Raw genomic sequence first — 24,853 nt, 5'->3', positions numbered from 1 at the left:
AAGCGCGACAGATCCGTTCACCAATTTCCAGACGAGCGAATGCGGGCAATCCAAGCAGTGGACTACCGGCGTTTACAACTCAGGAAACGTTTGCAGTGTGACCAGCGGTTCAGAAACCGGCAAGAAAAACGAGAGTGAATACGTATGCAGCCGGTTGCTGGCCGGCTGCACAGATGTTCAGGAAAAGTCGATCAGACGGGCGACCAATCGGCGCGAATTATCTGATTGACGGTCAGGTTCACCAGATTGGGGTGTTTGTTGGCGAGTTCCTGTGAAGTGTAGTTTTCGCGAATACCTTTGAGCGCGTAAATAGAAAAACACCAGGCGAGAATGACCACACGGCCCGCTTGCACATGTTGGCGAATGGCCGTGCGCAGGCGGCGTTCAGAATTAAAATCCGGATCGGAAACATCCAATACAAGAATGTCACTGCTATTGGGCAGATTCGGCATCAGTTCAGCTTTTTTTCGCAGGTCCTGCTTGCGGTGTTCGTCATCTTTGACGCCAGTAAATTGACCATCGGACTTGGTGAGATGAATATTGCTGCCATGACGACCAGTGAGCACCGTGAACAATCGCTTGCCATCGTTATTGGCCAGTTGGGTGACGATGGGCGTCCAGGAATTTTCACCGGTTTCAAACAGCGACAGGTATATGTTGCCATGCTTCACCCAGGGTACCGGGTTATCCTGAATCTGGCCTTGCGGCGCAGGTTTGCCCAGGTCGGCAGCCAGGCGGCGTTGTTTGACCAGTCGGGCATTGGCATCGCCCACGTCATTCCATTGGCTGCGTACCTGGATGGGATTTAACGGGCTGTTGTGGGGAATTATCGTGATATCGGGCATGTACAGGCTCCTTTGCAGTGACGACAGGCTCTTCATGAGCAACAGCTGCGATGCTAGTTGTTACTGGCACGAATTCAACTGCAATTGCACCAGCCGCTTTTCACCACATGTTGCCAAATACCGGCAACCGGGTGTTTAAGCCCCGTATCCGGGCCGCTTCAGGCCAGCATTGCGTGAAAACGGCGTGGTCGGCGCTTTGCGTTTCTTGATCATTGCGACTGGAATAAGACGGTGCGCTTGGTACAGGCGCACCGATTATGTCAGGCGGCGGGCCGCTCAGAAATCCACATGGAAATCACTGCGCGGAATACCTGGTCACCGTTGGTATCCGTCACCAGAACTTCCACTGGGTAGTCGCCGGGTTCATCAGCCTTGGCCCCGTTCATGGGGCGGGCGATGGCTTTGAGGTCTGTGCCGGCTTTTTTCTGGTATTCCACTGTCATGCCTTTGGGAATCCAGCGGTGGCTTTTTGGCACGGTGGCATCGGTCATAGTACCGGCCGCCGCCTCCGCCAGATTGCAGATGGCAATGGCGTGTACCGTGCCTATGTGGTTGTGAACGGCGCGGCGTTTCTTTAAATGCACCTCGCACAATTCAGGCGCCAGTTGCACAAAGCGGGGGCGGATACTGCCGAAGTAGGGCGCCTTCAGACAGAACAGGCGGGAAAAGAGCCAGCTGCCTAAGGGGTAGCGTTGGCAGGTCTGCCAGATGTGCAATGTATTCATGAGCGGTGGATCTCCTGGTGCTTAGCGGGACCTTGCGAATGCAGATACCGTGATACCTGTCTAATAGTACGCATGCAAACTAATTTCGCAACCGGTTTGTGGGTGGGTTGGCCTCAGCCGCGGTATTTCGGGCCCTGTGGGGAGTCCGCAATACCTGATACAACAGCGCTTTCATGATTGGTCATAAATACCTGGTTAAAAATTGATCATAATTCACAAGTGGCGACGGGACTTTCAAAAGGTTTCATGATCTTTTGGCTTAGGTGCGTGATAGTTTTTTTTCGGGTTCGCCCGATTGTATTAATCGACTATCAAAAGGAATGCGCTGCCGATCTCCACTGCGCCGACAGGCAAGCGGTCAGCCATTCCCCAGACACAGGAGTTCGCATGAACCGGATAATTATGGGGGCCACGGCGTCAGTATTGGCGTTGATGATCTCCGCATGTGGAGGAGGGAGTTCGTCTTCTTCTGACCCCGGTGTGACGCCAGTCCCCACACCGACGCCCACGCCAACCCCGACCCCTGAGCCCACGCCAACCCCCACCGTGAGTGTGACGGGCGCGGGTGTCAAAGGCCCGCTGGCGGGTGCTCTGGTGACGGCCTATGCCGTGGATTTATCTGCCAATGGCCTGGTGGGTGAAGCGCTGGCAACGGGATCGACCAATGCTGCTGCCGCTATTCAGGATCTGTCTTTGCCCGAGGATGTAGAAACGCCATTCTGGCTGGAAATCAGCGCCGATGACGACACCACTGACCTCACCACTGGCGAGGCACCGGTCATCACCCAACTGCGAACCCTGGTGACTCAGGACATGCTGGATGCCGGCGGCGCGCTCTATGCGTCACCGCTCACCACGCTGGCCGTAGACCTGGCGGTGCAGAATGCCGATCTCGCCAACGGCGTTTACACCGGTAATGGCGATGGTGAGGTAACCACACTGGAACTGCTGAATGCGGTGCAAGCGGCTGGCCGGCAGGTGGCCTCCAGCTACGGCTTCGGCATGGGTAGCGACAGCAATCTGTTCACCACCTCGCCGCTACTCGATGCCACTTCAGTGAATCAGGCGTCACTGACTGCAACCGCCCAATACCGGATGGCAATCGAAGCCGTTTCCGCGTTGGTGGTAGCGCTGAATGATTCTGCTAAAACTGCAAATCCGAATTCCACCGTCACCAACGATCAATTGCTCAAAGCCATGGCCAAAGATCTGAGCGACGGCCTGATTGATGGCCGGGCCGGAGGTGAAGCGGTTGCCGATTTTGCCGATGTGGGTGACGTGGCCGCCATCGTGACCACCGACCCGGCCCAGCTGCTGATACCGGGCACAGAAACACCCGTGTCTGATGTGGCCCAGGTGCTGGTGGCTGAAACCGAAGCCACTGGCGCCACCGCCGATACCCAGGCATTGGAAGATGGCAGCGTAAGCGTGACGCCGGTGGCGGCCAAACTGGCGCCCGACAGTGATGGCGACGGTGTGACCGATGACGCCGATAACTGCGTGGCCATCGCCAATGCATCGCAACTGGATACCGACGCCGATGGCGCAGGCAATGCCTGCGACAACGACGACGACGGTGATGGCGTGTCCGATGCCGACGACGCTTTCCCCCTCGATGCCGCCGAGCAGATCGATACCGACGGTGACGGTACCGGCGATAATGCCGACACCGACGACGATAACGATCAGGTGCCCGACGAGCAGGATGCATTCCCCAAAGATGCAACCGAATCCGTCGACACTGATCTCGATGGCGTGGGCAATAACGCCGACGAAGACGACGACAACGATGGCGTGGCCGATGCGGATGATGCGTTTCCATTAAATGAAAACGAATCGCTCGATACTGACGGTGACGGCATTGGCAACAATGCCGACAGCGATGACGACAACGACGGCATCCCCGATGAAAACGATGCCTTCCCGTTGGATGACGCCGAGTCGGCAGATCAGGATGGCGATGGTGTGGGTGACAACGCCGACAACTGCCCGTCGGTTGCCAACCCGGATCAGGCCGACAGCGACAACGACGGCTTGGGTAATGCCTGCGATACCACCCAGGCCGTATGGGACAACTTTAACTGGGATGAGGCGACCTGGCAGTAACGCCTGCGCAACCTAATTTAATTTGAGGAATCAGTAACATGAAAAAGCAATCTCTTGCACTCGTGACCATGATGGCGCTGTCTGGCTCAGTATTTGCCGGCGAAGCCAGCGTAACGCCTTTTGTTGCCGGTGAGGCGGCCACCGCCGCTGGCGTGAACGCTGCCTTCGATGCGTTGGTAACCGCCATTAACGACAACAATACCCGCATCGCCGCGTTGGAAGCGGCAGGTGCATCGGCCAGCGTGTCGGGCGCCCAGTACCAGGCTACTGTGCTCGGATCACTCAACCGCGGTGATTCGACCAACCTTTACATTACCGTTGGCAACTATTTGCAAACTTACACCATGACTTTTAACGAAGACGCAACTTGCTCCTTCACTGGCCAGCAGGAAGAGGGAGAAGTCGGGCTGAATGGATCAGTGTCATCGTCATCTGACCCTGTATCCTTTGACTGCACTTATGCCCAAACAGCGTCTAACCTGACGGTAACTATTCCCGGTGACGGCGATATAGCATTTACTGTTTCTTCAGACGGTTCGTTGCTGGTAGGAAACAATTTTGTTGTTGAATCCGAGGGTGGCTCAACCAGCCGTTCCGAGGCCAACATTTTTATCGGTGTTCGTCTCGCCGAATAAGGTCTGTAGGTAAGCAACCTGTGCAGGCAAAGGCAACCCATGAAACCCATAGGTTGCCTTTGCCTCTTTAGTCTGTGGTTGTATTTATCATTGTAATTGTCTGAAATCGGTTCTCCCGGCACGCAGGAAGGGGTAAAGTGACTCTCCCTTCGAGGTGCTGCCACCATGTCCGATCGATTCAACGTCACTAAGCCCCAAGCGCTACAGCCTTTTTTATTCGACCGGTTGAGCGGATGGTCTAAATCCACCGTCAAGCAACGGCTTGGCGCTGGCCGTGTGTTTGTGAATGACCGGCTCATAACCCAACACGATCATCCACTGGTTGCGGGCGACAGGGTGGAAGTGCGCGCGGCCCAGCAATCAGAGGCGGTGCGCACCCAGCGGTTGCGTACCCAGGCACTGGATATTCTCTATCAGGATGCTGCCATCGTGGCCATCAACAAGCCGGCGGGATTGTTGTCGGTGGCGAATGCCGATACCAAATCCGACCATGCACTGGGGCTGTTGCGCCAGCAATTGGGTCGCCACAAAGCACCGGTAAAACTCTGGCCGGCGCACAGGCTGGACCGCGACACCTCTGGCGTATTGTTATTCACCACCAGCGCACCATTGCAAAAGCAGGTGCAGATGGCGTGGGATAAAGCCAGTAAAACCTATCTGGCTGTGGTGCAAGGTAAACCCAAACTTGCGCAGGGAACTATTGATCAGCCCCTGCGCATGGACGAAAAACTCTACCACGCGCACGTGGGGCCGCATCCGGACGCAAAGCCCGCGCTCACCGACTATAAAGTCGTCGCCTCGGCCCATAACCGCAGCCTGCTGGAAGTCACCATCCACACCGGCCGCCAACACCAGATCCGCGCCCACATGGCCTGGCTTGGGCACCCCATCATTGGGGATGAACGATATGGCAACGCGGGCGAGCGGATGGGGTTGCATGCGATGAGCCTTCAGCTTCCCCACCCGGAAAGCCAGAAGCCGCTGCAGTTTGTTGCGCCAGTACCCGCCGATTTCAGGCAGTTGATTCCTTTGGCGCCGCAGGCGTGGGATGAGGCGATATCGGGATTCCGTCGGCATACGGGCAAGGTCTGATACAGGCCGCGCTTGGAGGCCTTTCCAGCCGTGTGGTAGTCTGTGAAAAAACGATAATAAAACCCAGTAGTAGCGATGGACACAGTATTATTTAACTTCCACGACGTCACACTTATTCTATTAAGTTTCGAATGTTTACTAGTTGCGGCAATTCTGAGTATAAGCCAGCCGAACCGGCCACTTAGCACCTGGTTTTTTGTTGGTTTCCTGATTTGTCATAGTTTGATGGCGTTGCACGAGCTGGTGTTCTGGGGCAAAGAATTCCGCCTGTGGATGCTGGATGTTTCCCCTAATCTGTTTTTCCTTGGCAGCTATGCTTACTACCTCGACGGTCCCTTTCTGTTTTTGTTTGTACGCGCCCTGTTGTACAAGGATTTTGCGCTCAAGCGGGTGGATCTGTTACACCTGTTGCCGTTAGCGCTGTACGCGTTTTTACTGGTGGTGGCATTCTATGGACTGAGTGCTGCCGACAAAGTCCAGCTCATTGAAACCCAGCATATTGCCTATTCTTCGCCGTTCCTTTATTTCGACGCGGCCAGTAAATACCTGCGGGTGGGCTATGCCCTGTTCGGTCTGGCGCTGGTGTGGCGTTACGGCCTGCGCCTGCAGGATTCGGTGGCCAATATCAACCGGCAGGATCTGGTATGGCTGAAGGCGATGATGCTCACCATCCTGCTGCTGTATTGCCTGGATGCGTTATTGCTGACGGTGAAATTGCACGGGCTGGTCACCCAGAACTTCAACATGGATCTGCTGAACGACCTGGGGGTGAGTGCCTATCACCTCAACTTCCTCGCCATTAATGTATTGGTCCTGCTCAAATTTTCGCGCTTTGACACAGTGGAGGCGATTGACTCGGAGACCAACAGCGGCCAGGACACCGAAGATGCCATGACCGCAGAATGGGTCCAGCGCATCGAGCAGGGCATGCAAGACCCGGCCGTGTACGCGTTGCCCAATATTTCGCTCGACAAGCTGGCCGATGCGCTCGACATTCCTGCCCGCAAGCTGTCGCAGATCCTGAAGCACCATTTTGATACTAATTTCTACGAGTTTGTGAACCGCCGACGGATCGAGGTTGCCAAGGCGCGGCTGGCAGATCCCGCCTTCGACCATCAGTCCATTACCGATATCTTTTACGACGTGGGCTTTAACAGTAAGTCGGTTTTCAACACCTTCTTCAAACGCATGGTGGGTCAGACACCCAGTCAGTACCGGGAAACCAGCCGGCGTGAGCCCGACGGCGGCAAGGGTATTTTTCAGTCCCACTGACCGCCGAAAAATACAGGCTGAAGCCTCGTGTTGTTGTGGTTCGAATCCCCTCCGTCGCGTTTGTCTGGCTCCTCGAACGGGTTTCAGACCACGCTTGCGCGGGTCTCAGACAAGCGTATGAGGCACGCTTGATGTTAGTGTTCGCTCTCGTTGAGAGCCAACAAAATAGAATGTTTGTAATAACTCGAACCTGGATTTATCTGATCCGAACCGGTCCCGGACAAGCCGAACGCCCGCTTGCGTCAGCGCGAACGACAGCGGTCGGTACCGAGCGCAGGATGTGCATCAGTCACAACAGAAACGCGTTTTCCTTGTGGCTCTCCCTCACGGTGTGGGGAGTAAAAACAGTGAGCAGATTTTCCGGCCGCTGAATAAAAACTGAGCAATGCACATTCTAATAACAGGTAGGTAATTCATGATTAGCCCGCTGAACAAAAAACAACCGCTGGCAATGGCGGTTGCGGGAGTTCTCGCTCTGGCTGCCGTGCCCCACGCGCTGGCCCAAGAGGAATCCATTGGACTTGAGGAAGTGATTGTCACCGCCGAACGGCGCGAGGCCTCACTGCAAAGTACGGCCATCGCGGTCACGGCCATGAGCCAGGAAACGCTGGTTGAAAACGATATTCTGAACGTCACCGGCCTCAATGGCTTCGTCCCCAACCTGGTGGTATCCGGCCAGGAAGATCAAAGCGATATCAAAATTTATATCCGCGGCGTGGGTACCAACAACCCCACCGAAACCGGCGATCAGGGCGTAGGTGTGTATGTGGATGGCGTCTTCGCCGCGCGTGCTCAGGGCGCCTTGGCGCTGATGTACGACCTGGAAAATATCCAGGTGTTGCGTGGCCCCCAGGGCACACTGTTCGGACGCAACAACACCGGCGGTGCCATGCTGCTCACCACCCGCCGTCCGGGTAAAGAATTCGAAGGCGACGTGCAGATGACCTATGGCAGTTTCAATCGCCAGCAGGTGTCTGGTGGCGTGACCCTGCCGGTCACCGACAGCCTGTCCTTCCGCGTAGCGGCCTATTCTGATCAGGACGATGGCTGGGTCAAACCCATTGATACCGATCCGCGCGGTCTGGCCGGTGAATTTTCCGGGCCAACCACCTTGCGCACCGCCAACACCGTAGGGCTTAAACTCAACAATACCGACGTGCGCTCGGCGCGATTGACCGGTCTGTGGGAAATCACCGATGGCCTGGACTGGAGCCTTTCCTACGAGACCTTCACCGACCAGGGCAACACCGGTATTTTGCTGAATCCGGTGGAAGTGGAAAAAGGTAACTTTAACACCTTTATCGATTCGCCCGTGTCTCTGCATATGCAAAGTGATGTGGTTCGCTCCACCGTAAGTTACGACATCACCGATGGCATCAACGTGGAATACATTTTCGGCGCCAGTGACCTGAGCCGTGAACAAGTGGTGGATCAGGATGCGGGAGTACTGTCCATGTTCCGCGAAGCCCGCACCGAATATCAGAACTCCACGGCGGCCAGCCATGAGCTGAAATTCCAGAACCTCGATGCCGAAACCCTGGAGTGGACCGTGGGTCTGTATTATTTCGAAGAAGAAACCGCCATCCGGTTTGACTTTGATGGCGATGGCCCCTGGCTGAACCAGCGCGGTGCCACCTTTATCCAGCCCGCGCGCGGTTCGGAATCGGCCGCGGCCTACGGTCAGCTGACCTACCATATCACCGATGAATTTTCGGTGACCGGCGGTTTACGTTACACCGACGATCTGAAATACGACCGCGGTGGCCGCAACTACGGCGACGACTGCGATGGTTATATCCGGCCCACATTGGGCGGCTCGGCGCTGGTGACCTTTGAAGATTTCCTCAACAACCGCACCGGTGCAGAAGGTGCCGATGGCCTGGACGATCTCACCGGGCTCGAGCGCACCCGCGGCAGCTGTAAAGCCGACAAACGCAACGACGTGGAAGTGGAAGATGATCAGCTCACCTATCTGGTGCGCGCATCTTACGAATGGGATGACCAGCTGGCGTACCTGAGTGTGGGCTCCGGCTACCGTGCCGGTGTGATTCAGGATGCCGGTGGCGCCACCGAGCCTGAAAACAGCACCAGCTATGAACTGGGTTACAAAGTGGATTTCGAGCGCGTGCGCTTGAATGCCGCCGCCTTCTTCATGCAGTACGACAACCTGATCCGCTCCGGTTACGATGAAGAAGAAAACCAGATTGTGAACTCCAATGTGGCGGGCGCGGAAATTTCCGGTCTGGAACTGGAGTTGACCTGGCTGGTGGGTGAGGCCGGTATGGTCGATTTCTCGGGTGGCTATCTGGATGCACATTACACCGATTATGTGGTGGATAACGGCGGTTATGGCGACAACAACACGCCGATTCTGGATGAAAACGGCGAACCCACCGGGCTTTACGATCTGGCCGGCAATATCATGCCTCAGTCGCCAGAATTTTCTTTCAACATAGGTTTCCGCTGGGACTTCGCTCTGGCCAAAGGCACGCTCACGCCGCGCTTCAATATGCGCTGGGTGGATGATGTCTACTTCCGCGACCAGAACGAAAACAGCGCTGCAATTAATAACGTCATCAACGATGTGCAACAAACCGGTCGTTACTACGGTAATCCGGCCGGTCAGGACGCACATACCAAGGTCAATCTGGGGCTGATGTACGACTCAGGTGAAAACTGGACGGTGGATCTGTTTGTCAATAACGCCACCAACGAAATGACCAAGTCCAGCTCCTCGGTAGATAACAACACTGCCGCCGGTTTCCCGGGCCGCTACGCCGCACCCCGTACCGCCGGTGTGCGTTTCGCTGCCAGCTTCTGATGACCACGGCCGGCGGCGCAGGCCGTCGGCCCAACGAAATTCTATGGTGAACATAATGAAAAAATCACTTGCAACCGCAATAGAAAAAATTAACCGCGCCCGCGTGATGCCCATGGCGGCAACGGTAATGGCCGCCGCGCTGCTCGGCGCTTGTGGCAGCGAAGCGCCCAATCCCATTGTGCCGGTGCCGCCCGCGTTTGAAGAGCCGGAATCCGGCGACGAAAATTACAGCTTCCTGAAAGCAAACGGTACCCTCTGGGCCAATGCCGAAGGCCAGAAAGTCTCGCTGCGCGGTATTAACCTGGGTAACTGGCTCTCGATGGAACTGTGGATGTTCGACGCCAGCGAAAATCCACTCGGTGCCGGTATTCCCGATCAGTGCACACTGGAATCAGTACTCGAAACGCGTTTCGGTGCGGATGAAAAAGAACGCATTATCAAACTGCACCGCGACTCCTGGATCACCGAAGCGGATTGGGATCTGATGGCCGAGGCCGGCTTTAATCTGGTGCGGATTCCTTTCCCCTACAACCTGCTTGAAGATGACGCCGCACCCAAAACCCTGCGCGCCGATGCCTGGGATTACCTGGACGATGCCATCGCCAAAGCCAAAGCGCGCAAAATGTATGTGGTGCTGGATCTCCATGGTGCCGCTGGCGGTCAGGGCTGGGAGCAACACACCGGTTGCGCAGGCAAAAACGAATTGTGGGACAGTGCCGAAAACCGCGACCGCACCGTCTGGCTGTGGCAACAGATTGCCTCCAAATACAAGGGCGAAGCCACGGTTGCCGGCTACGGTTTGCTGAATGAACCCTGGGGTACGGATTCGGAAACCTTGGCCGAATTTTCGGTGGAGCTGTATCAGGCAATCCGTGCAATCGACCAGGATCACATCATTATTCTGGCCGGCCACAATGCCGACGGCATTTCCGGCTACGGTGATCCATTGGATCTGGGCATGGAAAACGTCGCTTTCGATCTCCATTTCTATCCTGGTTTATTTGGTTGGGGTGAAATCGGCTATGCCGTGCACCGCGATTGGATTACCTGTGGTGAGTCAGGCCAGGACGGCGTGTGTGACTGGGCACGTCTAGCGCGCAATGTGTACACGCCAACGCTGGTGGGCGAAATGCAACCCTGGACCGGCCTCGGTGATCTGGGTGGCGAAATTACCCGCGCCAGCTTCGACAAGTACAACCTGTTGAACTGGGCGGCCACGGCCTGGTCGCTGAAAACCACATCCAAGTCCGGCGGTGTGGGCAATGGCCAATGGGGCCTGGTGACCAACAACGGCAACCAACTGCTTACCAAAGCCCAGACCTGGAGCTGCAACAACTGGGAGTCCACCTTCGGGAACGCCTGCGACGTGCCTGCGCGATCCACCGTGCCCTATGCCGGTGAAGGCACCAAGACCATGTACCTCGCCATCAAAACCGGTTCTTTCAATGGCACCGATGTGTCTTACGACAGCATCGCGCTCACCAATGATGCGACCGGCGACAATCTGGTGGTGAACGGCGAGTTCGGCAGTGATACCGGCTGGACCAAAGTGCAGGTGTGGGGTGACCCGCACAATTACGATTACAACTATGCCGCGGGCGAAATCGCCGGTGTGGATACGTCGCCCAGTTTACGGGTAACCGCCCCGGCTGGTCACAACACCGTGATCTATCAGGCCGTGGAAGTGCAAGGTGGTCAGTCTTACACCTTGTCCGGTCGCTTCAAAGATAACGGTGATGGCGGTAACGACATGTGGGCCGAAATTTACCTCGTGCCCGATGAGCCGCAATGGTGGCAGGATGTGGATGGCCGCGCGCTGCCGAAAGTGGATATCAACAATGACTCCATTGAAGCCATTGAAGATTTCTTCAGCGCATTCGCCACCATGGATTATGTGCAGAATGACGCGGTGATGACCTCGCTCAAGAGTGACGCACCAGCCACCATTTTCACCAACATTCCCGGCAAAGCCACCGATCTGGTAATTACCGTCAGCGACACGGCCAACGATGTGTCCTGGGCGGCTTCCTCCGGTGACGTGGAAGGCTACCGGGTCTACCGCTCCACCGCGCCACGCTCCGGTTTCGAAGTGATTGCCGAAGTGGATCAGGCGCGTTTCAGCGACCAGGACCTGGTGCCGGAAACCACCTATTACTACTACGTGGCGGCCTACAACAGCACCGATGAAGGTTACGCCAGTGACATCGTCGCCAGCGGTCCGACCTTCTACACCTTGCCGACAAAAATTGAGGCAGAAAACTACACCGCTGCCCATCCGGGCGTACAAACCGAAGGCTCTGGCGATATCGGCGGTGGCCAGAATATCGGCCACTTTGAACCCGGCCGTTGGGTCGAGTACGAAATCAAAGTGGACACCGCCGGTGATTACCAACTGGATTTCCGCCTGGCGAGTCTGGTAGGTGATGTGCGCTTCGCGGTTGAATTGGACGGCGTGGTGTTGGATACCGTAACGGTACCCAACACCGGTGGCTGGCAAACCTATGAGACTGTGACCACCAGCGTCACCTTGCCCGCCGGCGCCGGCAAGTTGCGTCTCAACTCCATCGATAACCAGTGGAACCTCAACTGGTTGGAGTTCAAAGGGCCAAATAATTGACCGCGTGATCTTTCCCTGAATGCCTGCGCCGCAAGGCGCAGGACTTTTTCCTGAAACCATTGGTAATCGGTGTGCCCGGGTGAGGCTTGTGTGCCCGTGCACGGCTGAGTGTTTTTCAGCCTGCCGCAAGTGGAGTATTTGATGAAAACGGCCAGATATTTTTTTGTTGTGCTGGTAGTCGGCGTCTTGGGGCTTGTGGGCCTGAGTGGGATGGATGCCAGTAATAAAGCATCGCCCGACCCCATAGATGCGCAAGTAGAGGCGCTGCTGGGCAAACTGACGTTGGAAGAAAAAATCGGACAACTGTCGCTGCGGGATTGGAGCATGGCGTCAACGCAAGAGGCGATGACCCAAACGTTGAACGATGTAAAAGCCGGGCGGGTAGGGGGCTTTCTCAATGTCAGCGCCAACAAGCTGGACCCGGACGCGTTTGCAAAACTACAGGCGGCCGCCGTTGAAGGCAGCCGGATGGGCATTCCGCTGCTGTTTGGCCAGGACGTGATCCACGGCTACAAAACGATTTTTCCTATTCCGCTCGGCCAGGCTGCCAGCTGGAATCCGGAACTGGTGCAAGCCGGTGCGCGCGTGGCGGCACAGGAAGCGAGCAGCGTGGGTATCCGCTGGACTTTTGCGCCCATGATCGACATAAGCCGTGATGCACGCTGGGGTCGCATAGCGGAATCGCTGGGTGAAGATCCATTGCTTACCGGCCGCCTGGGTGCCGCCATGGTCAAGGGATTTCAAACCGATGATTTAAGCTCGCCTACGGCATTGGCGGCCACCGCCAAACATTTTGCCGCCTATGGCGCCGGTGAAGCCGGGCGCGATTACGCCACCGTGAACGTGCCGCTACACGAATTGCGCAATATCTACCTGCCACCCTTTAAAGACGCCGTGGATGCAGGCCTGGTGTCGATCATGACTTCCTACAGCACCCTTAACGGCGTGGCCGCCACCGGCAACCGGTTTCTGATGACCGATGTGTTGCGTGGTGAATGGCGGTTTCCCGGTTTTGTGGTGAGCGACTGGAACGCCGTGAAGGAAATGATTCCGCACGGGGTGGCGGCCGATGATCGCGAGGCTGCAGCCTTGGCGTTCAACGCCGGGGTGGATTTTGAAATGTATACCCAGACCTACGAGCAGCAGCTGCCGCAACTGATTCAGGACGGTGTGGTATCCATACAGCAGGTGGATAATGCCGTGCGCAATATGCTGAAAGCAAAAATTCAATTGGGTTTGTTTGAAACGCCCATGCCCGCCGCAGAAGTCACGCCCTGGTTGAAGGCTGACTATCTGGAGGCGGCCCGTCAGGCGGCGCGCGAGAGTTTTGTTTTGCTCGAGCATCGCAATGGCGTGTTGCCGCTCAAACCTTCACAGCGCATTGCACTCGTTGGCCCTCTGGCCGACGTGCCCCACGAGCAGTTGGGCACCTGGATTTACGATGGTTCGAAAGATGACAGCCACAGTCTGTTGCCGGCGCTTACTCAGCGCATTGGCGACGCACAGGTAAAGTATCTGCCCACGCTTGAAAATTCCCGCGATCATTCGCAGATCAATTTTCAAGCCACCCGCAAAGCGCTTGCCGAAGTGGATGTGATTCTCTACCTCGCCGGTGAAGAGTCGATCCTGTCCGGCGAAGGCCATAGCCGGGGCGATATCAGCCTGCCCGGCGCGCAGCAGCCCTTGTTGGACCTGTTGGTTGCCACCGGCAAACCGGTCGTGATGGTGATTATGGCGGGCCGGCCTGTGGCGTTGGATGGTGCGGAGCAAAAAGTGGACGCGCTGATGATGGCCTGGCATCCGGGCACTATGGCGGGGCCTGCGCTGGTGGATGTATTGTATGGCGATGTGTCACCCAAAGGGCGACTGCCGTTAACCTGGCCTGTGAGCGAAGGTCAGATCCCGATTTACTACAACCATCTCGCCACCGGCCGCCCGGCCACCGACGACAACTACACGCGCATGCAGGCTATCGAGCAAGGTGTGTTTCAGCACGCGCCGGGTAATTCCTCCAACCACCTGGATTACGGACATCGCCCCCAGTATCCCTTTGGCTACGGGCTCACCTACAGCGCATTTGAATACAGTGACCTGACGCTCAGCGGCCCGGTAATGAAGGCGGATCAATCCATCACCGTATCGGCCACCATTACCAATACCGGCGCGGTAGCGGCGGAAGAAGTGGTGCAGCTTTATGTGCGTGACAAGGTGGCCTCCATTGCCCGGCCCGTGCGCGAGCTGAAAGATTTTGTGCGCGTTCAATTGGCGGCAGGTGAATCCACCCGCGTGCAATTTGAGCTCACGGCCCAACAACTCGCGTTTTTCGGCGAAGGCCCTGAACCGTTGCTTGAACCCGGCCAATTTGATGTGTGGGTAGCCCCGCATGCCGAAGCGGGATTGCAAGCGGGTTTTGAACTGCGCTGATTCCCTCGGGCGGTTCAACAGGCCGCTGAAAAACGTAAGCGAGGTAGTTTTTAGGGTGTTAAAAACAGTCGAAAAGCGCAGTTTATAAAAAATAAATGAGCATTTGAGAATGTTTTTAGCGTCGTAAAAACAACGAAGGTAGTTTTTCAGCAGCCTGTTGGTCCGCTCTCTCGTTTAGCCCTCCTTAGGGAGGGTCTTTTTCAGAATTCCCCCGCATTCCGGGGAATACAAAGTGCAGCGGAAGTTGAGCAGTCGCTGCGGTTTCGTCACAGCTAAAACATAACAATAGAGGCAAGCAATGATAACGAAGAAAAAATCAAACAGGCTCCGCACCCGCCTGTATCAGGCCGTGGGTGCTGTCACACTGGCAAGCTGCGTATTCGGATCGGCCTATGCCGATTATGTAAGAACGGAAGGTACGCAGATTCTTTCACCGGAAGGTGAGCCCATGTACCTGAGCGGTATCAATCTTGGCAACTGGCTGTTGTGGGAAGGTTACCTGATGATGGGTGATTTTAATTACCGCACCCATTCGCAGTTTCTGGACTCGCTGTCGGCGGCGTTTGGGAGCCAGACCAAGGCGCGTGAATTCGAGCACCAATGGCGACTGCATTATGTGAATGAAAATGCCATCGCGGATCTGAAACTGTTGGGCTTCAACACCGTGCGGGTGCCGTTCCATTTCAATATGTTCTGGCAAAATGGCGCACCCAGCAATCATGGCTTCCAATACATCGATGCCCTGTTGGAGCACTGCCGGACCCACGGCATTTACGTGCTGCTGGATATGCATGCGGCACCCGGTTATCAGAACCCGGGTGACCACGCCGACAATGGCGATTCCAATGCCAGCCAGCCGCGCGACACGGTGAAATTCTGGGATGGCAATAATGTGGCAACGGCGGCAGCCGTGTGGCGTCACATTGCCGATTACTACAAAGACGAACCCATGATTCTGGGTTACGACCTGATCAACGAACCGGTACCCCAGCCCGGGCGCGAGTTGGAGTTGTTGGGTTCATTGGTCACCCTGCGCAACGCCATCCGGGAAGTGGACAGCAATCACATGATTGTGGCCGAAGGCAGCTGGTGGGGATCGGACCTCACCAAAATTGACTGGCAGGATCCGCAGGTACAAGCCGCCAGTGGTGTGAGTGCGCAATGGGACCACAACCTCACTTACCAGATTCACCATTACGGCCCTGTGTCCGGCACCGTGGGACGCGAGCAGATCACTAATCGCCTGGGCATTCCGCTGATCATTGGTGAATTCGGTGAGACCGACGAGGGCAACCTCAAGGCCATTGCCGATTGGGCCAAGGCCAATCTGGCGGGTTACTATCCCTGGTCGTTCAAAAAAATGTCGCACGACAAAACCCTGTGGACCATCCCCACCAATGCCGAGTACGAACGGGTAAAACAGTTTATCAACCACGGCGGCACGCCTCCCACGGATGCTTATTCCGCCATGATCAGCTTCGCCCAGAACAACATTGTCAACGGCCACCCCAGCCACGTGTGGCACAACGGTTTCTATGAAGCCGTTAAACCCGATGGTGGCAGCCAGCCCGTTGCCGGATGTGAAAACGCAGCGGCAGTGGCGGTGCCGGGGCGGATTGAGGCAGAAGATTATTGCGCCGCCTTTGGTGTGCAAACCGAATCCACCGGCGATGTGGACGGCAACCTGAATGTGGGTTGGGTGGATGCTGGTGATTGGCTGGAGTACAAAATTAATGTGCCGGCAGGCGGAGACTATCAGCTGGCGATGCGCGCGGCGGTCAAAGAACAGGTAGGGCAAGTGGCTGTGTTGTTGAATGACAGCGTGCAGGCGAACCTGGCCTTGCCCGTCACCGGCGCGTGGCAAAGCTACCAGACGTCGCAAACGGGTATTGCCTTGTCCGCCGGCGAACACACGCTGAAGGTGCGCTTTGACAGCGCGGGCATCAATGTGAATTGGTTATCGGTAAGCGAACAAAGCGCGCCAACACCAACACCAACACCTACGCCAACACCCACGCCAACGCCCACACCCAGCCCTTCACCCTGTGATACACAAGTTGCCGCCATCCCGGTCACGCTGCAGGCAGAGGATTATTGCGACATGCTGGGCGTGCAAACGGAAGCCACATCGGATACCGGTGGCGGCCAGAACGTAGGCTGGCTGGACGGCGGTGATTGGCTGGCATTGGGTGCGGTGAGTGTTGCGCAGGCGGGCAATGTAGACGTTGCCCTGCGGGTGGCCAGTCAGCCCGGCGGCGGTCGTTTACAACTGTTGGTGAACGGTGAAGCACGGGGCATTGTGGATGTGCCGGCAACCGGTGGCTGGCAAAGCTGGCAAACCAAAACCTTCAGCACCCATTTGGCTGAAGGCGAACACCAGATTCGTATTGAAGTATTGAATGGTGGCGCCAACCTGAACTGGGTGTCGTTCAAAGCGGCTGCGGATGTGCCCGTGGGCGAATTCGAATCGGGTACTTATGTGGTGGTAAACGAAGCCGGTGGCCGGGTGTTGGATGTGGCCGGCGTATCCAATAGCAATGGCGCCAATGTGCAGCTGTGGGATTACAGTGGTGGTAACAACCAGCATTGGTTGGTGCAGTCAGTGGGCAATGATCGTTACTCGCTTGCCGCTCAACACAGCGGAAACTGCCTGGATGCAGACAGTGGCTCGGACAATGTGCATCAGTGGCAGTGTGTCGCCAATGAAAACCAGCAATGGACACTGGAAGCACAAACCGACGGCAGCTATGTGATCCGCACCGGCGCAGGTGATGAAGTGTTGGGTCAGTCTGGCTCGACAGGTGCCAATGGCAGCAATGTCAGTACCCAGTTGTACAACAATACGGCGTCGCAGCGCTGGCGTTTCCAGGCGCCTGGCCTGTGATTTTTTAACTGTAATAACAGCCCGCTATCCGGCGGGCTTTTTTCATACTGTATGAGAGTGTGGCAATGACAGAACTTCACATGAATGCCGCGGTGATGGCGGCAGATCAATCCGAACCACTTGGCTGGCCCTTGCTGAAAAGCGCCATTGTGGCAGCGCTGGCGGGCTTTTTATTTGGTTATGATACCGGTGTGATCTCCGGCAGCCAGTTGTATTTCACGGAATATTTTTCCTTGTCTGCCGCCGAGCAGGGCTGGGCGGTGGGCAGTGCCCTCTATGGCTGCCTGCTGGGTGCGTTGGTAGCGGGCCTGCTCACCTCGCGCTATGGCCGCAGGCCGGCGCTGATATTCTCCGCGATACTGTTTGTGATTTCCGCAGTCGGCAGCGGGGCGGCGGAATCTCTAACCAGCCTGAGTATCTATCGCTTGATCGGTGGTATCGGTGTGGGCCTGGCTTCTATGGCGGCACCCATGTACATCGCGGAAATTGCTCCGGCGGCGGTGCGTGGAAAACTGGTTTCGCTGTATCAGTTCGCCATCGTGTTGGGATTTTTTGTGGTATTCCTCGCCAGTTACGGCATTGGTGGCGGCAATGTGGCTGCGCTGTCTGCCGAGGCGCAGGCCGACGCCCACGCCTATAACCTGAGTCACGGTTGGCGCTGGATGCTTTGGTCTGAAACGCCGGTCGCCGTGGCCTTTTTGCTGTTGTTGTTGCTGGTGCCGGAAAGCCCTCGCTGGCTGGTGTTGAAAGGGCAAAGCTCGCGCGCGCTTGGCGTTATCCGCAATCTTGGCTACCCGCAGCCAGAGCAGCAATTGAACGCCATTGAGCAGGATGTGGGTGCTTCTTCCGCAGGTCACTGGCGCCAGCTTCTGGCTAAACCGCTGCGCAATCTGCTGTTGGTGGGTATTTTGCTGAGTGTGTTCCAGCAGGTTACCGGCATCAATGCCATTCTTTATTACGGCGCTGAAATTTTCAGTCAGGCCCTGGGCTACGGGCCGGCCGATGCGCTCAAGCAGCAATTGTGGCTGGGCGGCGTGAATTTTGCCGCCACCATTGTGGCCATCGTCACTGTTGATCGCTGGGGCCGCAAACCTCTGCTGCTGCTCGGGCTCACCGGTATGATGCTCGGCCTGTTGATATTTTCCACGATGTTGTTAACCGGCAAACTCGGCATGACCGCACTGATCAGCATTTTATTGTTTATCGGCGCCTTCGCCATTTCCATGGGGCCGGTGGTGTGGGTACTGCTATCGGAAATGTTCCCCAATCAATACCGCGCCCAGGCGCTGTCTATTGCCGTAGCGGCACAATGGTTGTTCAACGCCATTGTGGCGGGCTTGTTTCCGGTGGTGAATCAACTGGCGATAAACCAGAGCCTGTTCAATGGCGCGCTGCCCTATCTGATCTTTGCCGCTTTCTGTTTGCTGGCGCTGGTGTTTGTGGTGCTGGCGGTGCGTGAAACCAAAGGCCAGAGTCTGGAGGACCTGAGCAAAGTGTGGACGAAACAGGATAATTAACAACAACCAGCACCTTCCGTAGGGTGGATTAAGCGAAAGCGCAATCCACCTTAAGAAACAGATAACATCTGATTCCGCGCTTTCCATGCGCAGGGTTGTAGTCGAAGCTGAATATTATTCGTGGTTTTTCCGGATCACGGCAACCTTGCCGTTTTCCAATTCCAGCAACTCCATCATCACGCTCTCATACTCCACCGGTTCTTTTGTATCTGGGCGAACGCCTTTGGCGCTGTGGCGATAGCGGATGGCAATGGCCGACTGATTAAACGTGAAGACATTGAGCAGCTCTGCATGATAGTGGCTATGCGCCCCCAGATAGAACATCATGCCCTTGCGCATCTGAGCCTTGCCATCCGGCTCACGGCTGTCGTCGTTATACCAGGGCAGATGAGTATGGCCGACATCATCGGTGAGCAATGCCAGGTAGGCTTCGATATCCTCGGCGGAGGCACCGGGCTGTTGGGTTTTGACCGCTGCGTCAAAGTAGGTCTGTGCAAACGCTTTCATATCTATGTCGTTGGCATTGGCGGTCAGGCTGCCAATGGTCAATGCAAACAGAACCAGATAACGAACCATATTTTTGTTGTCCCTGTGCGTGAAAGGTCGCCCGATACTATAGGGTGTAGCCTGGCATTACAACGTCGGAATCGAGGCGCGCGCGTGGTGCTTGCAATCTGTCACCCGCAAAAAAAGCGCCTCATAAGAGGCGCCAAACCAGCCGGCGATCTACCTAAGGGAATGGGTTCAGGGGTTAAGGCGTTACGAGCGCTTTGACGTCATTGGTGCTCAGGGCCTTGTGATAGACCACAACATCATCGTAGGCGGCCAGGCCATCGGGCGTGCAGTCACCCTGCTCGTTACAGACCGGTTGCGCAAATTTACCCGCGCTGAGCACCGACTTGGTGTTGCTGTAAGATGCCAGTGGTGCGCCGGAAAGAATCGGGGCGTCCGAATCGATCAGTTCGCTTGAGGCGACTTCATCACCGTTCAGATAAACCCTGAGTCGGTTCGCCGCGCGATCTATTACGATTGCTGCGTGTTGCCAATTGCCGGCCGTGACCACGCCTTCCGCACGGGCAATCGTGTGATCGGTAATGAGCAACTTGTTGTGGTGGAACACGCGCGCTACCAGGTCCTGGTTTTCCACATACAGTTGCCAGCCGGTGTAGGTGCCCTTGTCCAACAATACTTGGGTACCTTCCGTATCGTTCAGGCGGAAGTGCAGTGCGGCAGAAAAACTCTTGTAGCCCGGGTCGTAATAATGCGGTTGACGTTTGTGGCCCTCGGGGTCGCTGGTCAGAGGATCACTTTTCGCAAATACACGCAAGTAGGTTGGATACTGGAATGCATTGCCCGATACGCCGGGTGTGATGAAGTTATGCAGACTAAAGGAATCATTAGCACTTTTGGGGGCGCTCATTGCTTCCAGATATAGGGCTTCATTCACACTGTTTTCAAACGTGGACTCGACAAGCTGGTCGAAATTCCAGCGGCCGGCCACATTGGTACCAAGCACCTGAATTTCCACGCTGCCTTTGGTGCGCAAGGCGCCATCGGTGACATAGTAGTGAAAGGAATCCGTGCCTGTGTAGTCGAGCGGCGGTGTGTAGGTAATCTTGCTGCCGCTGACCAGCACCGAGCCACCTGCAACGCTTTCACTGGCGGCGCTGTCGAGCGCGAGTGCGTCGCCATTGCTGTCGTAATCGTTGATGACCGGGCTGATACTGGTGCTTTGGTTGATATACACCGTGGCATAATCCTTAAACGCCTTGGGTGGCATGGGCGTGTCCATCGGCTCTGCCATGGGCATGCGGCTGTCGGTTTGCATGGCCTTTAAGGTGCCGCGGGCAGCCAGTATTTCAAGACCAGTGCCAAAGCCCTGGGTGTGGTTGCTGGTGTCTTCTTCCACGGCATGACCCTGACTGAAATTGTGCCCGATTTCGTGCGCGTCTATCCCGAATGCGGTGTAACCGGTCCAGCAGCCGACAAAGTAGCCGCCGCCGTGACAGGCTGTGCCGGCTTTGAACATCACCAGGAAATTATTCCAATTCGAGGTGTAGTTGCCTTCGGCAAAAAAGTCCGGTCTGATCAGTTCTGTCATATCCTTATTGAATTCCGGGTCCAGGCTGGGTGTCTGGATGATGGATTCAGACAATTTCCAACGCTGACCCACATCGCGCCCGCGCATAATGTCGAACTCATTGATCTTCGCTTCCATCATGGTCAGCGCATTCAGAATGCTGTCGGTTTCCGCATCGAACATGCGATGTACATACTGGGCAGCGACCAGATTGGTGTGAAAATCCATGCCGGCTTCGGGCTGGTAGTAGAGGTTGCCAGTGGTTTCGGGAATGTCACTGGACTCGCCGATTTTAATGCTGATCTCGTCATTTTTAGCGACGCTGGTGGCGTCGGCGTTGATTTGATCAGACACATCCACCGTTGTACTCCAGAATCTGACATTACCACCCCAGGCTGACAGCGTGAGGCTGCCCGCCGGGTTGATAGATGCCGCCACCATCACTTCATCGTTGCCTTCAATAAAGCCCCGGTAGGTGCGCACTTCCGGTGTCGGTATGATTTTCTGCAGTTTTTTCTCGGCCCAGTGGTCGTAGGTATATAAGGCAAAGCCGGGCATGCGGACGGAATAGCGCTCCAGAAACACGCTGTGTTCCTCGCTATTTACCGTGACCTTCAGGTTGAGCGCGTCCGGCAGTTGTTTGGTGGATCCCGCAATTCCGGCGTCTTCGGTCTGAATCTTGTTCGTGGCACCCCAATGCGTTCCCGTTGCCGTGGTGACGCTGGTTTTGTAGAAGTACTCGCTGCCGGGATCAATATCATCGATCACAATATTGTTGATGCCGGCATGGAGGTTGTCCAGGCGGATAACACTGTCCCAGGCATCGTTTTGTTCGCCGCCGTCAAGGGTGCCGATGTACAGATAAATAATGGTATCGGGGATTTCATCCGCCAGTTCAATGGTCAAGGAGAGCTGGTTGCCGCCTTGTTCGTAGCCGGTTTGCGTTGCATTGACTACCCGTGGTGCCTCTGGGTGAACCACGGCGAAGGGGATCAATTGATCACCCGGAATGATGGCGGGCGCACTCATGCCTTCTGTTTGCCAGGCGGCCGCAAAATGATCACCCCCGGTACCTTCTTTGTGGACTGCCTCAAGGTAGTAGACGCTGCCGGCCTCCAGTTGGAAACTGGCGGTGCTGCCTTTGAATTGGTGGCGATTGACCCAGTAGGTAATTTCTGCGGCCAGCTCGGTGTTTGCGGTGTGCGCATCATCGGATACCCACAGCTGCGCGGCATCGTCAGCCGCCAGGTAAAACCGGTATTCACCGGATACGGCGGGCTTCAGGTACGCGCGGAATCGTTGTGAATAGGTCTCGCCTTGGTTTATCGGTGTATCCAGCGTCGCCACGGTATCTTTCAACGCCGGTGCAGCCAGGAAGTCAATGTCATTTATTGTATGGCCGTTCTGATTGGCCCAGTACTCACGCGAGGCCCCGGTTTGCTGTTTGGCAAAATCTGACAGGAAATGCACGCTCACATCGGTGGTGATCTCGACAGTCTCTCCGTCGCGTTCATTGCTGATGGCGATCACCAATGCATCAATTCGTGCGGCAGTGATGTCCACTGATTTTGCCAAGGTGAGTAGGCCTGTATCGGCATCAATGTGGTAGCTTTGGGCCTGTTCGCCGCCGGCGATGCGCCAGCGCAAGTTGTCGCCGGCTGCGGCCACCGTGCCCACTTTGGTGCCCTCGGAAAACCTATCCATGGCCATGACGAAGAGAAATTGTTCGCGCGCCATGGCCGGGCTGCCGTCTGGCCAGTCAGGTGTGGTGAGTTCCAGTGTTGCCGGCGCTGAACGGTTGCCGGCCCGATCAATGGCCACCAGTTCATAGGCATAGGTCTGCGCAGGTTCCAGCTGGGTGTCGAGATAGCTGGCGTTCATGGTTTCGGCGATTTTATTGCCGTTTCTGATCAACGCGTAGCGCAGGTTTGATTCGCCGGTTAACCAGCGCAAGCCGGCGCTGCGCTGGCTGGTGCTCTCCGCCTGGAAACCGGTGGGCGTCAGTGGTGGCGTGGTATCGTTGATCACAATGGAGCGGGAATTGCTCAGCGGCGACAGATTGCCGGCCAGGTCGACTGCCTGGATGGTAAAGTGGTAACGCGTATTTTCCTGTAGGCCGGTCAGGGTGATGGACGTGTCTTCGGTGGTTGCCAGCAACTCACCCTTGTTACCCATCACGTTGTAATACGCTATGCCCACATTGTCTTTACTGGTTTCCCATGTGAGCAGGTAGCGACTGTTTTCCAACGGCGCGACCGCGAATAAATTCGGCGCTTCCGGTGCCATCAGGTCGTTCACCGGGCGAATTGCATTGGCGCCAATAATCGTGGGTTCGGAATCACCCGGCCCCTGCCAGGCAACCGACATGTGGTCGGCACCACCGCCTTCTCTCAGCAACGCGCGCAGCGCGTAATACTGACCGGCTTGTAATGTGATGGGTTCTGAGCGTTGGGTGGCCGATCGGGTGAAATCGCGAAACGCGGTGCTGGCATGTCGGTAGGCGACCAACGCCAGTTTTTCGGTCGTGTGATCGGCGCTGATGTACAGCTCGGTTTCGTCGTCACCGGCAATGTAAAAGGTGTAGTCGCCGGTGGTTTCCGGTACCAGATAGGCTTCGGTCACCATGCCGTAATTATTGCCCAGGTTTTCAAATTCCAGGCTTTCAAATGCGTAGATTTTGGCCGGCTGATCGATCTGCGGATCTATGCCCTGCAGGTCGGCCAGTGTCACCTGGTTGTAGTAACTGAAACTTGCGCCCGGTTCACTAGCCATAACAGAAATGTTCAGGCTCTCGCTCACCGCATTGGCACCGTCCTGGGCCTCCAGTATCAGCGTGAAATTTTTTGCTGCCGCATCGGTCAGTAATTGTGTGGTGCTGACCTTGCCCTCTGCATCAATGCGAAACAGTTGCTGTTCATTGCCCTGGGAAATGACATATCGGAGCGGTTGTTGCTCCGGGTCTTCCACTGCCCAGGTAAAAAGCGTGACGTCCGCGGTTGTCGTGGCGGGGATAAACAGCCGTTCGGTAATGGGGGCAAAAGTGGGCGCCAGGTTTTCCAGGGTGGTCACGTTCAAGTGCACCTGCGGTGTCGTTGTGCCGCTTTGGTCAAACGCTTCAAGGCTGTATCGATAGGTGCGCAAGCTGTCCAGATTGGATTCGGTCCAGATGGTCATGTCCTTGGCAACCTCTGCTATTTGCTCGCCATCGCGATACACCCGGTAGCCGGCCAGTTGGTCGAAAGCGACGTAGCTGTCCCAGCGTAGTGATACACCAATCTGAGAGGTATCAGTGACGACAAAATTCTGCGGTGCCGGTAGTGGTGTATCCGGAACACTGCCGTTGCTTTGTCCATCGCTGTCGGTATCGCTGCCTGCGTCAGAGTCATCTCCGCCACTGTTACCAGATCCCGTGTCGTTACCGCCGCCGGTGCCATTATCTGTACTGTCACCCGAGCCGCTGCCAGGGGTTAAATCAATAATGGGGTTGCCATTGCGCTCGGATGAGCCGGATGAACCACCGCCACAGGCCGCAAGACACAGGGCGGCAGTAAAAATCAGGGATAATCGGAGGAAGGTCATGATCGTCAGCTGCCAGGTTATTGGGAGCTTCCATGGTAGATTCAATTATTGTACAAGTGTATTAACATGATGACCTAGACCATTTGGCCTATGGGATTGGTACTGGTCTATCTCCTCGATTGGTACTTTGAACCGTTGATCCATTCAGGAGAGCCGGGGAGAGTTAACCTAATTTAGCATCTAGGAATTTCAATTTAGAAAACTCGTTATCGGATATCCCTTGCCCCAAAATTGGATTTGGTTAAGGGTGCATCGA

Annotated in this window: 13 protein-coding genes; 9 read left to right on the top strand and 4 right to left on the bottom strand. The window is 56.0% G+C overall.

Annotated elements, in window-relative coordinates:
* Positions 1 to 191: 191 nt before the first annotated feature.
* A complete protein-coding gene (locus tag M5M_RS06625) occupies positions 192 to 845 on the bottom strand; it encodes a hypothetical protein (RefSeq protein WP_015046706.1) in 654 nt (217 codons plus the stop codon).
* 260 nt (positions 846 to 1,105) lie between these two features.
* Positions 1,106 to 1,570 (bottom strand): hotdog fold domain-containing protein, encoded by a 465-nt coding sequence (locus M5M_RS06620; RefSeq protein WP_015046705.1) that lies wholly within the window; start codon positions 1,568 to 1,570, stop codon positions 1,106 to 1,108.
* Positions 1,571 to 1,957: 387 nt separating this feature from the next.
* On the opposite strand from M5M_RS06620, the gene M5M_RS20115 reads away from it, so the two are divergent.
* The 9 genes from M5M_RS20115 to M5M_RS06575 all read left to right on the top strand — a co-directional run bounded on the left by M5M_RS20115 (position 1,958) and on the right by M5M_RS06575 (position 18,938).
* Entirely contained in the window at positions 1,958 to 3,676 is a 1,719-nt protein-coding gene (locus M5M_RS20115) for a thrombospondin type 3 repeat-containing protein (protein ID WP_016389278.1), read from the top strand.
* A 38-nt stretch (positions 3,677 to 3,714) separates the two neighbouring features.
* Positions 3,715 to 4,311 carry a hypothetical protein gene (locus M5M_RS19395; protein WP_015046703.1) on the top strand — a complete coding sequence of 199 codons (597 nt, stop codon included), beginning with the start codon at positions 3,715 to 3,717 and terminating at the stop codon, positions 4,309 to 4,311.
* 165 nt (positions 4,312 to 4,476) lie between these two features.
* Positions 4,477 to 5,403: an RluA family pseudouridine synthase gene (locus tag M5M_RS06605; protein WP_015046702.1), complete on the top strand. Its 927-nt coding sequence runs from the start codon at positions 4,477 to 4,479 to the stop codon at positions 5,401 to 5,403.
* Positions 5,404 to 5,628: 225 nt separating this feature from the next.
* Positions 5,629 to 6,675: an AraC family transcriptional regulator gene (locus M5M_RS06600; protein ID WP_015046701.1), complete on the top strand. Its 1,047-nt coding sequence runs from the start codon at positions 5,629 to 5,631 to the stop codon at positions 6,673 to 6,675.
* Between the two features lie 415 nt (positions 6,676 to 7,090).
* A complete protein-coding gene (locus M5M_RS06595; protein ID WP_015046700.1) occupies positions 7,091 to 9,496 on the top strand; it encodes a TonB-dependent receptor in 2,406 nt (801 codons plus the stop codon).
* Positions 9,497 to 9,551: 55 nt separating this feature from the next.
* A complete protein-coding gene (locus M5M_RS06590) occupies positions 9,552 to 12,113 on the top strand; it encodes a cellulase family glycosylhydrolase (RefSeq protein ID WP_015046699.1) in 2,562 nt (853 codons plus the stop codon).
* 141 nt (positions 12,114 to 12,254) lie between these two features.
* Complete coding sequence (bglX, locus tag M5M_RS06585; RefSeq protein WP_016389275.1) at positions 12,255 to 14,537, top strand: beta-glucosidase BglX; 2,283 nt, start codon at positions 12,255 to 12,257, stop codon at positions 14,535 to 14,537.
* 298 nt (positions 14,538 to 14,835) lie between these two features.
* Positions 14,836 to 17,421, top strand: a complete 2,586-nt coding sequence (locus M5M_RS20960) for a carbohydrate-binding protein (protein ID WP_015046697.1) — start codon at positions 14,836 to 14,838, stop codon at positions 17,419 to 17,421.
* Between the two features lie 65 nt (positions 17,422 to 17,486).
* Entirely contained in the window at positions 17,487 to 18,938 is a 1,452-nt protein-coding gene (locus M5M_RS06575) for a sugar porter family MFS transporter (protein ID WP_016389274.1), read from the top strand.
* A 114-nt stretch (positions 18,939 to 19,052) separates the two neighbouring features.
* Here M5M_RS06575 and M5M_RS06570 read toward each other — a convergent pair whose 3' ends face one another.
* Positions 19,053 to 19,514: a nuclear transport factor 2 family protein gene (locus tag M5M_RS06570; RefSeq protein ID WP_015046695.1), complete on the bottom strand. Its 462-nt coding sequence runs from the start codon at positions 19,512 to 19,514 to the stop codon at positions 19,053 to 19,055.
* A 175-nt stretch (positions 19,515 to 19,689) separates the two neighbouring features.
* A complete protein-coding gene (locus tag M5M_RS06565; RefSeq protein WP_015046694.1) occupies positions 19,690 to 24,597 on the bottom strand; it encodes a PA14 domain-containing protein in 4,908 nt (1,635 codons plus the stop codon).
* Positions 24,598 to 24,853: the final 256 nt, after the last annotated feature.

Source organism: Simiduia agarivorans SA1 = DSM 21679, assembly GCF_000305785.2.
In the GTDB taxonomy this organism is placed as follows: domain Bacteria; phylum Pseudomonadota; class Gammaproteobacteria; order Pseudomonadales; family Cellvibrionaceae; genus Simiduia; species Simiduia agarivorans.
This window is presented reverse-complemented; position numbering and strand designations above follow the sequence as displayed.

Bases quoted from the DNA above. Each gene is read 5' to 3' on its own strand.
- M5M_RS06625 (WP_015046706.1), bottom strand. From the start codon at position 845: ATGCCCGATATCACGATAATTCCCCACAACAGCCCGTTAAATCCCATC.
- M5M_RS06620 (WP_015046705.1), bottom strand. From the start codon at position 1,570: ATGAATACATTGCACATCTGGCAGACCTGCCAACGCTACCCCTTAGGC.
- M5M_RS20115 (WP_016389278.1), top strand. From the start codon at position 1,958: ATGAACCGGATAATTATGGGGGCCACGGCGTCAGTATTGGCGTTGATG.
- M5M_RS19395 (WP_015046703.1), top strand. From the start codon at position 3,715: ATGAAAAAGCAATCTCTTGCACTCGTGACCATGATGGCGCTGTCTGGC.
- M5M_RS06605 (WP_015046702.1), top strand. From the start codon at position 4,477: ATGTCCGATCGATTCAACGTCACTAAGCCCCAAGCGCTACAGCCTTTT.
- M5M_RS06600 (WP_015046701.1), top strand. From the start codon at position 5,629: ATGGCGTTGCACGAGCTGGTGTTCTGGGGCAAAGAATTCCGCCTGTGG.
- M5M_RS06595 (WP_015046700.1), top strand. From the start codon at position 7,091: ATGATTAGCCCGCTGAACAAAAAACAACCGCTGGCAATGGCGGTTGCG.
- M5M_RS06590 (WP_015046699.1), top strand. From the start codon at position 9,552: ATGAAAAAATCACTTGCAACCGCAATAGAAAAAATTAACCGCGCCCGC.
- bglX (WP_016389275.1), top strand. From the start codon at position 12,255: ATGAAAACGGCCAGATATTTTTTTGTTGTGCTGGTAGTCGGCGTCTTG.
- M5M_RS20960 (WP_015046697.1), top strand. From the start codon at position 14,836: ATGATAACGAAGAAAAAATCAAACAGGCTCCGCACCCGCCTGTATCAG.
- M5M_RS06575 (WP_016389274.1), top strand. From the start codon at position 17,487: ATGACAGAACTTCACATGAATGCCGCGGTGATGGCGGCAGATCAATCC.
- M5M_RS06570 (WP_015046695.1), bottom strand. From the start codon at position 19,514: ATGGTTCGTTATCTGGTTCTGTTTGCATTGACCATTGGCAGCCTGACC.
- M5M_RS06565 (WP_015046694.1), bottom strand. From the start codon at position 24,597: ATGACCTTCCTCCGATTATCCCTGATTTTTACTGCCGCCCTGTGTCTT.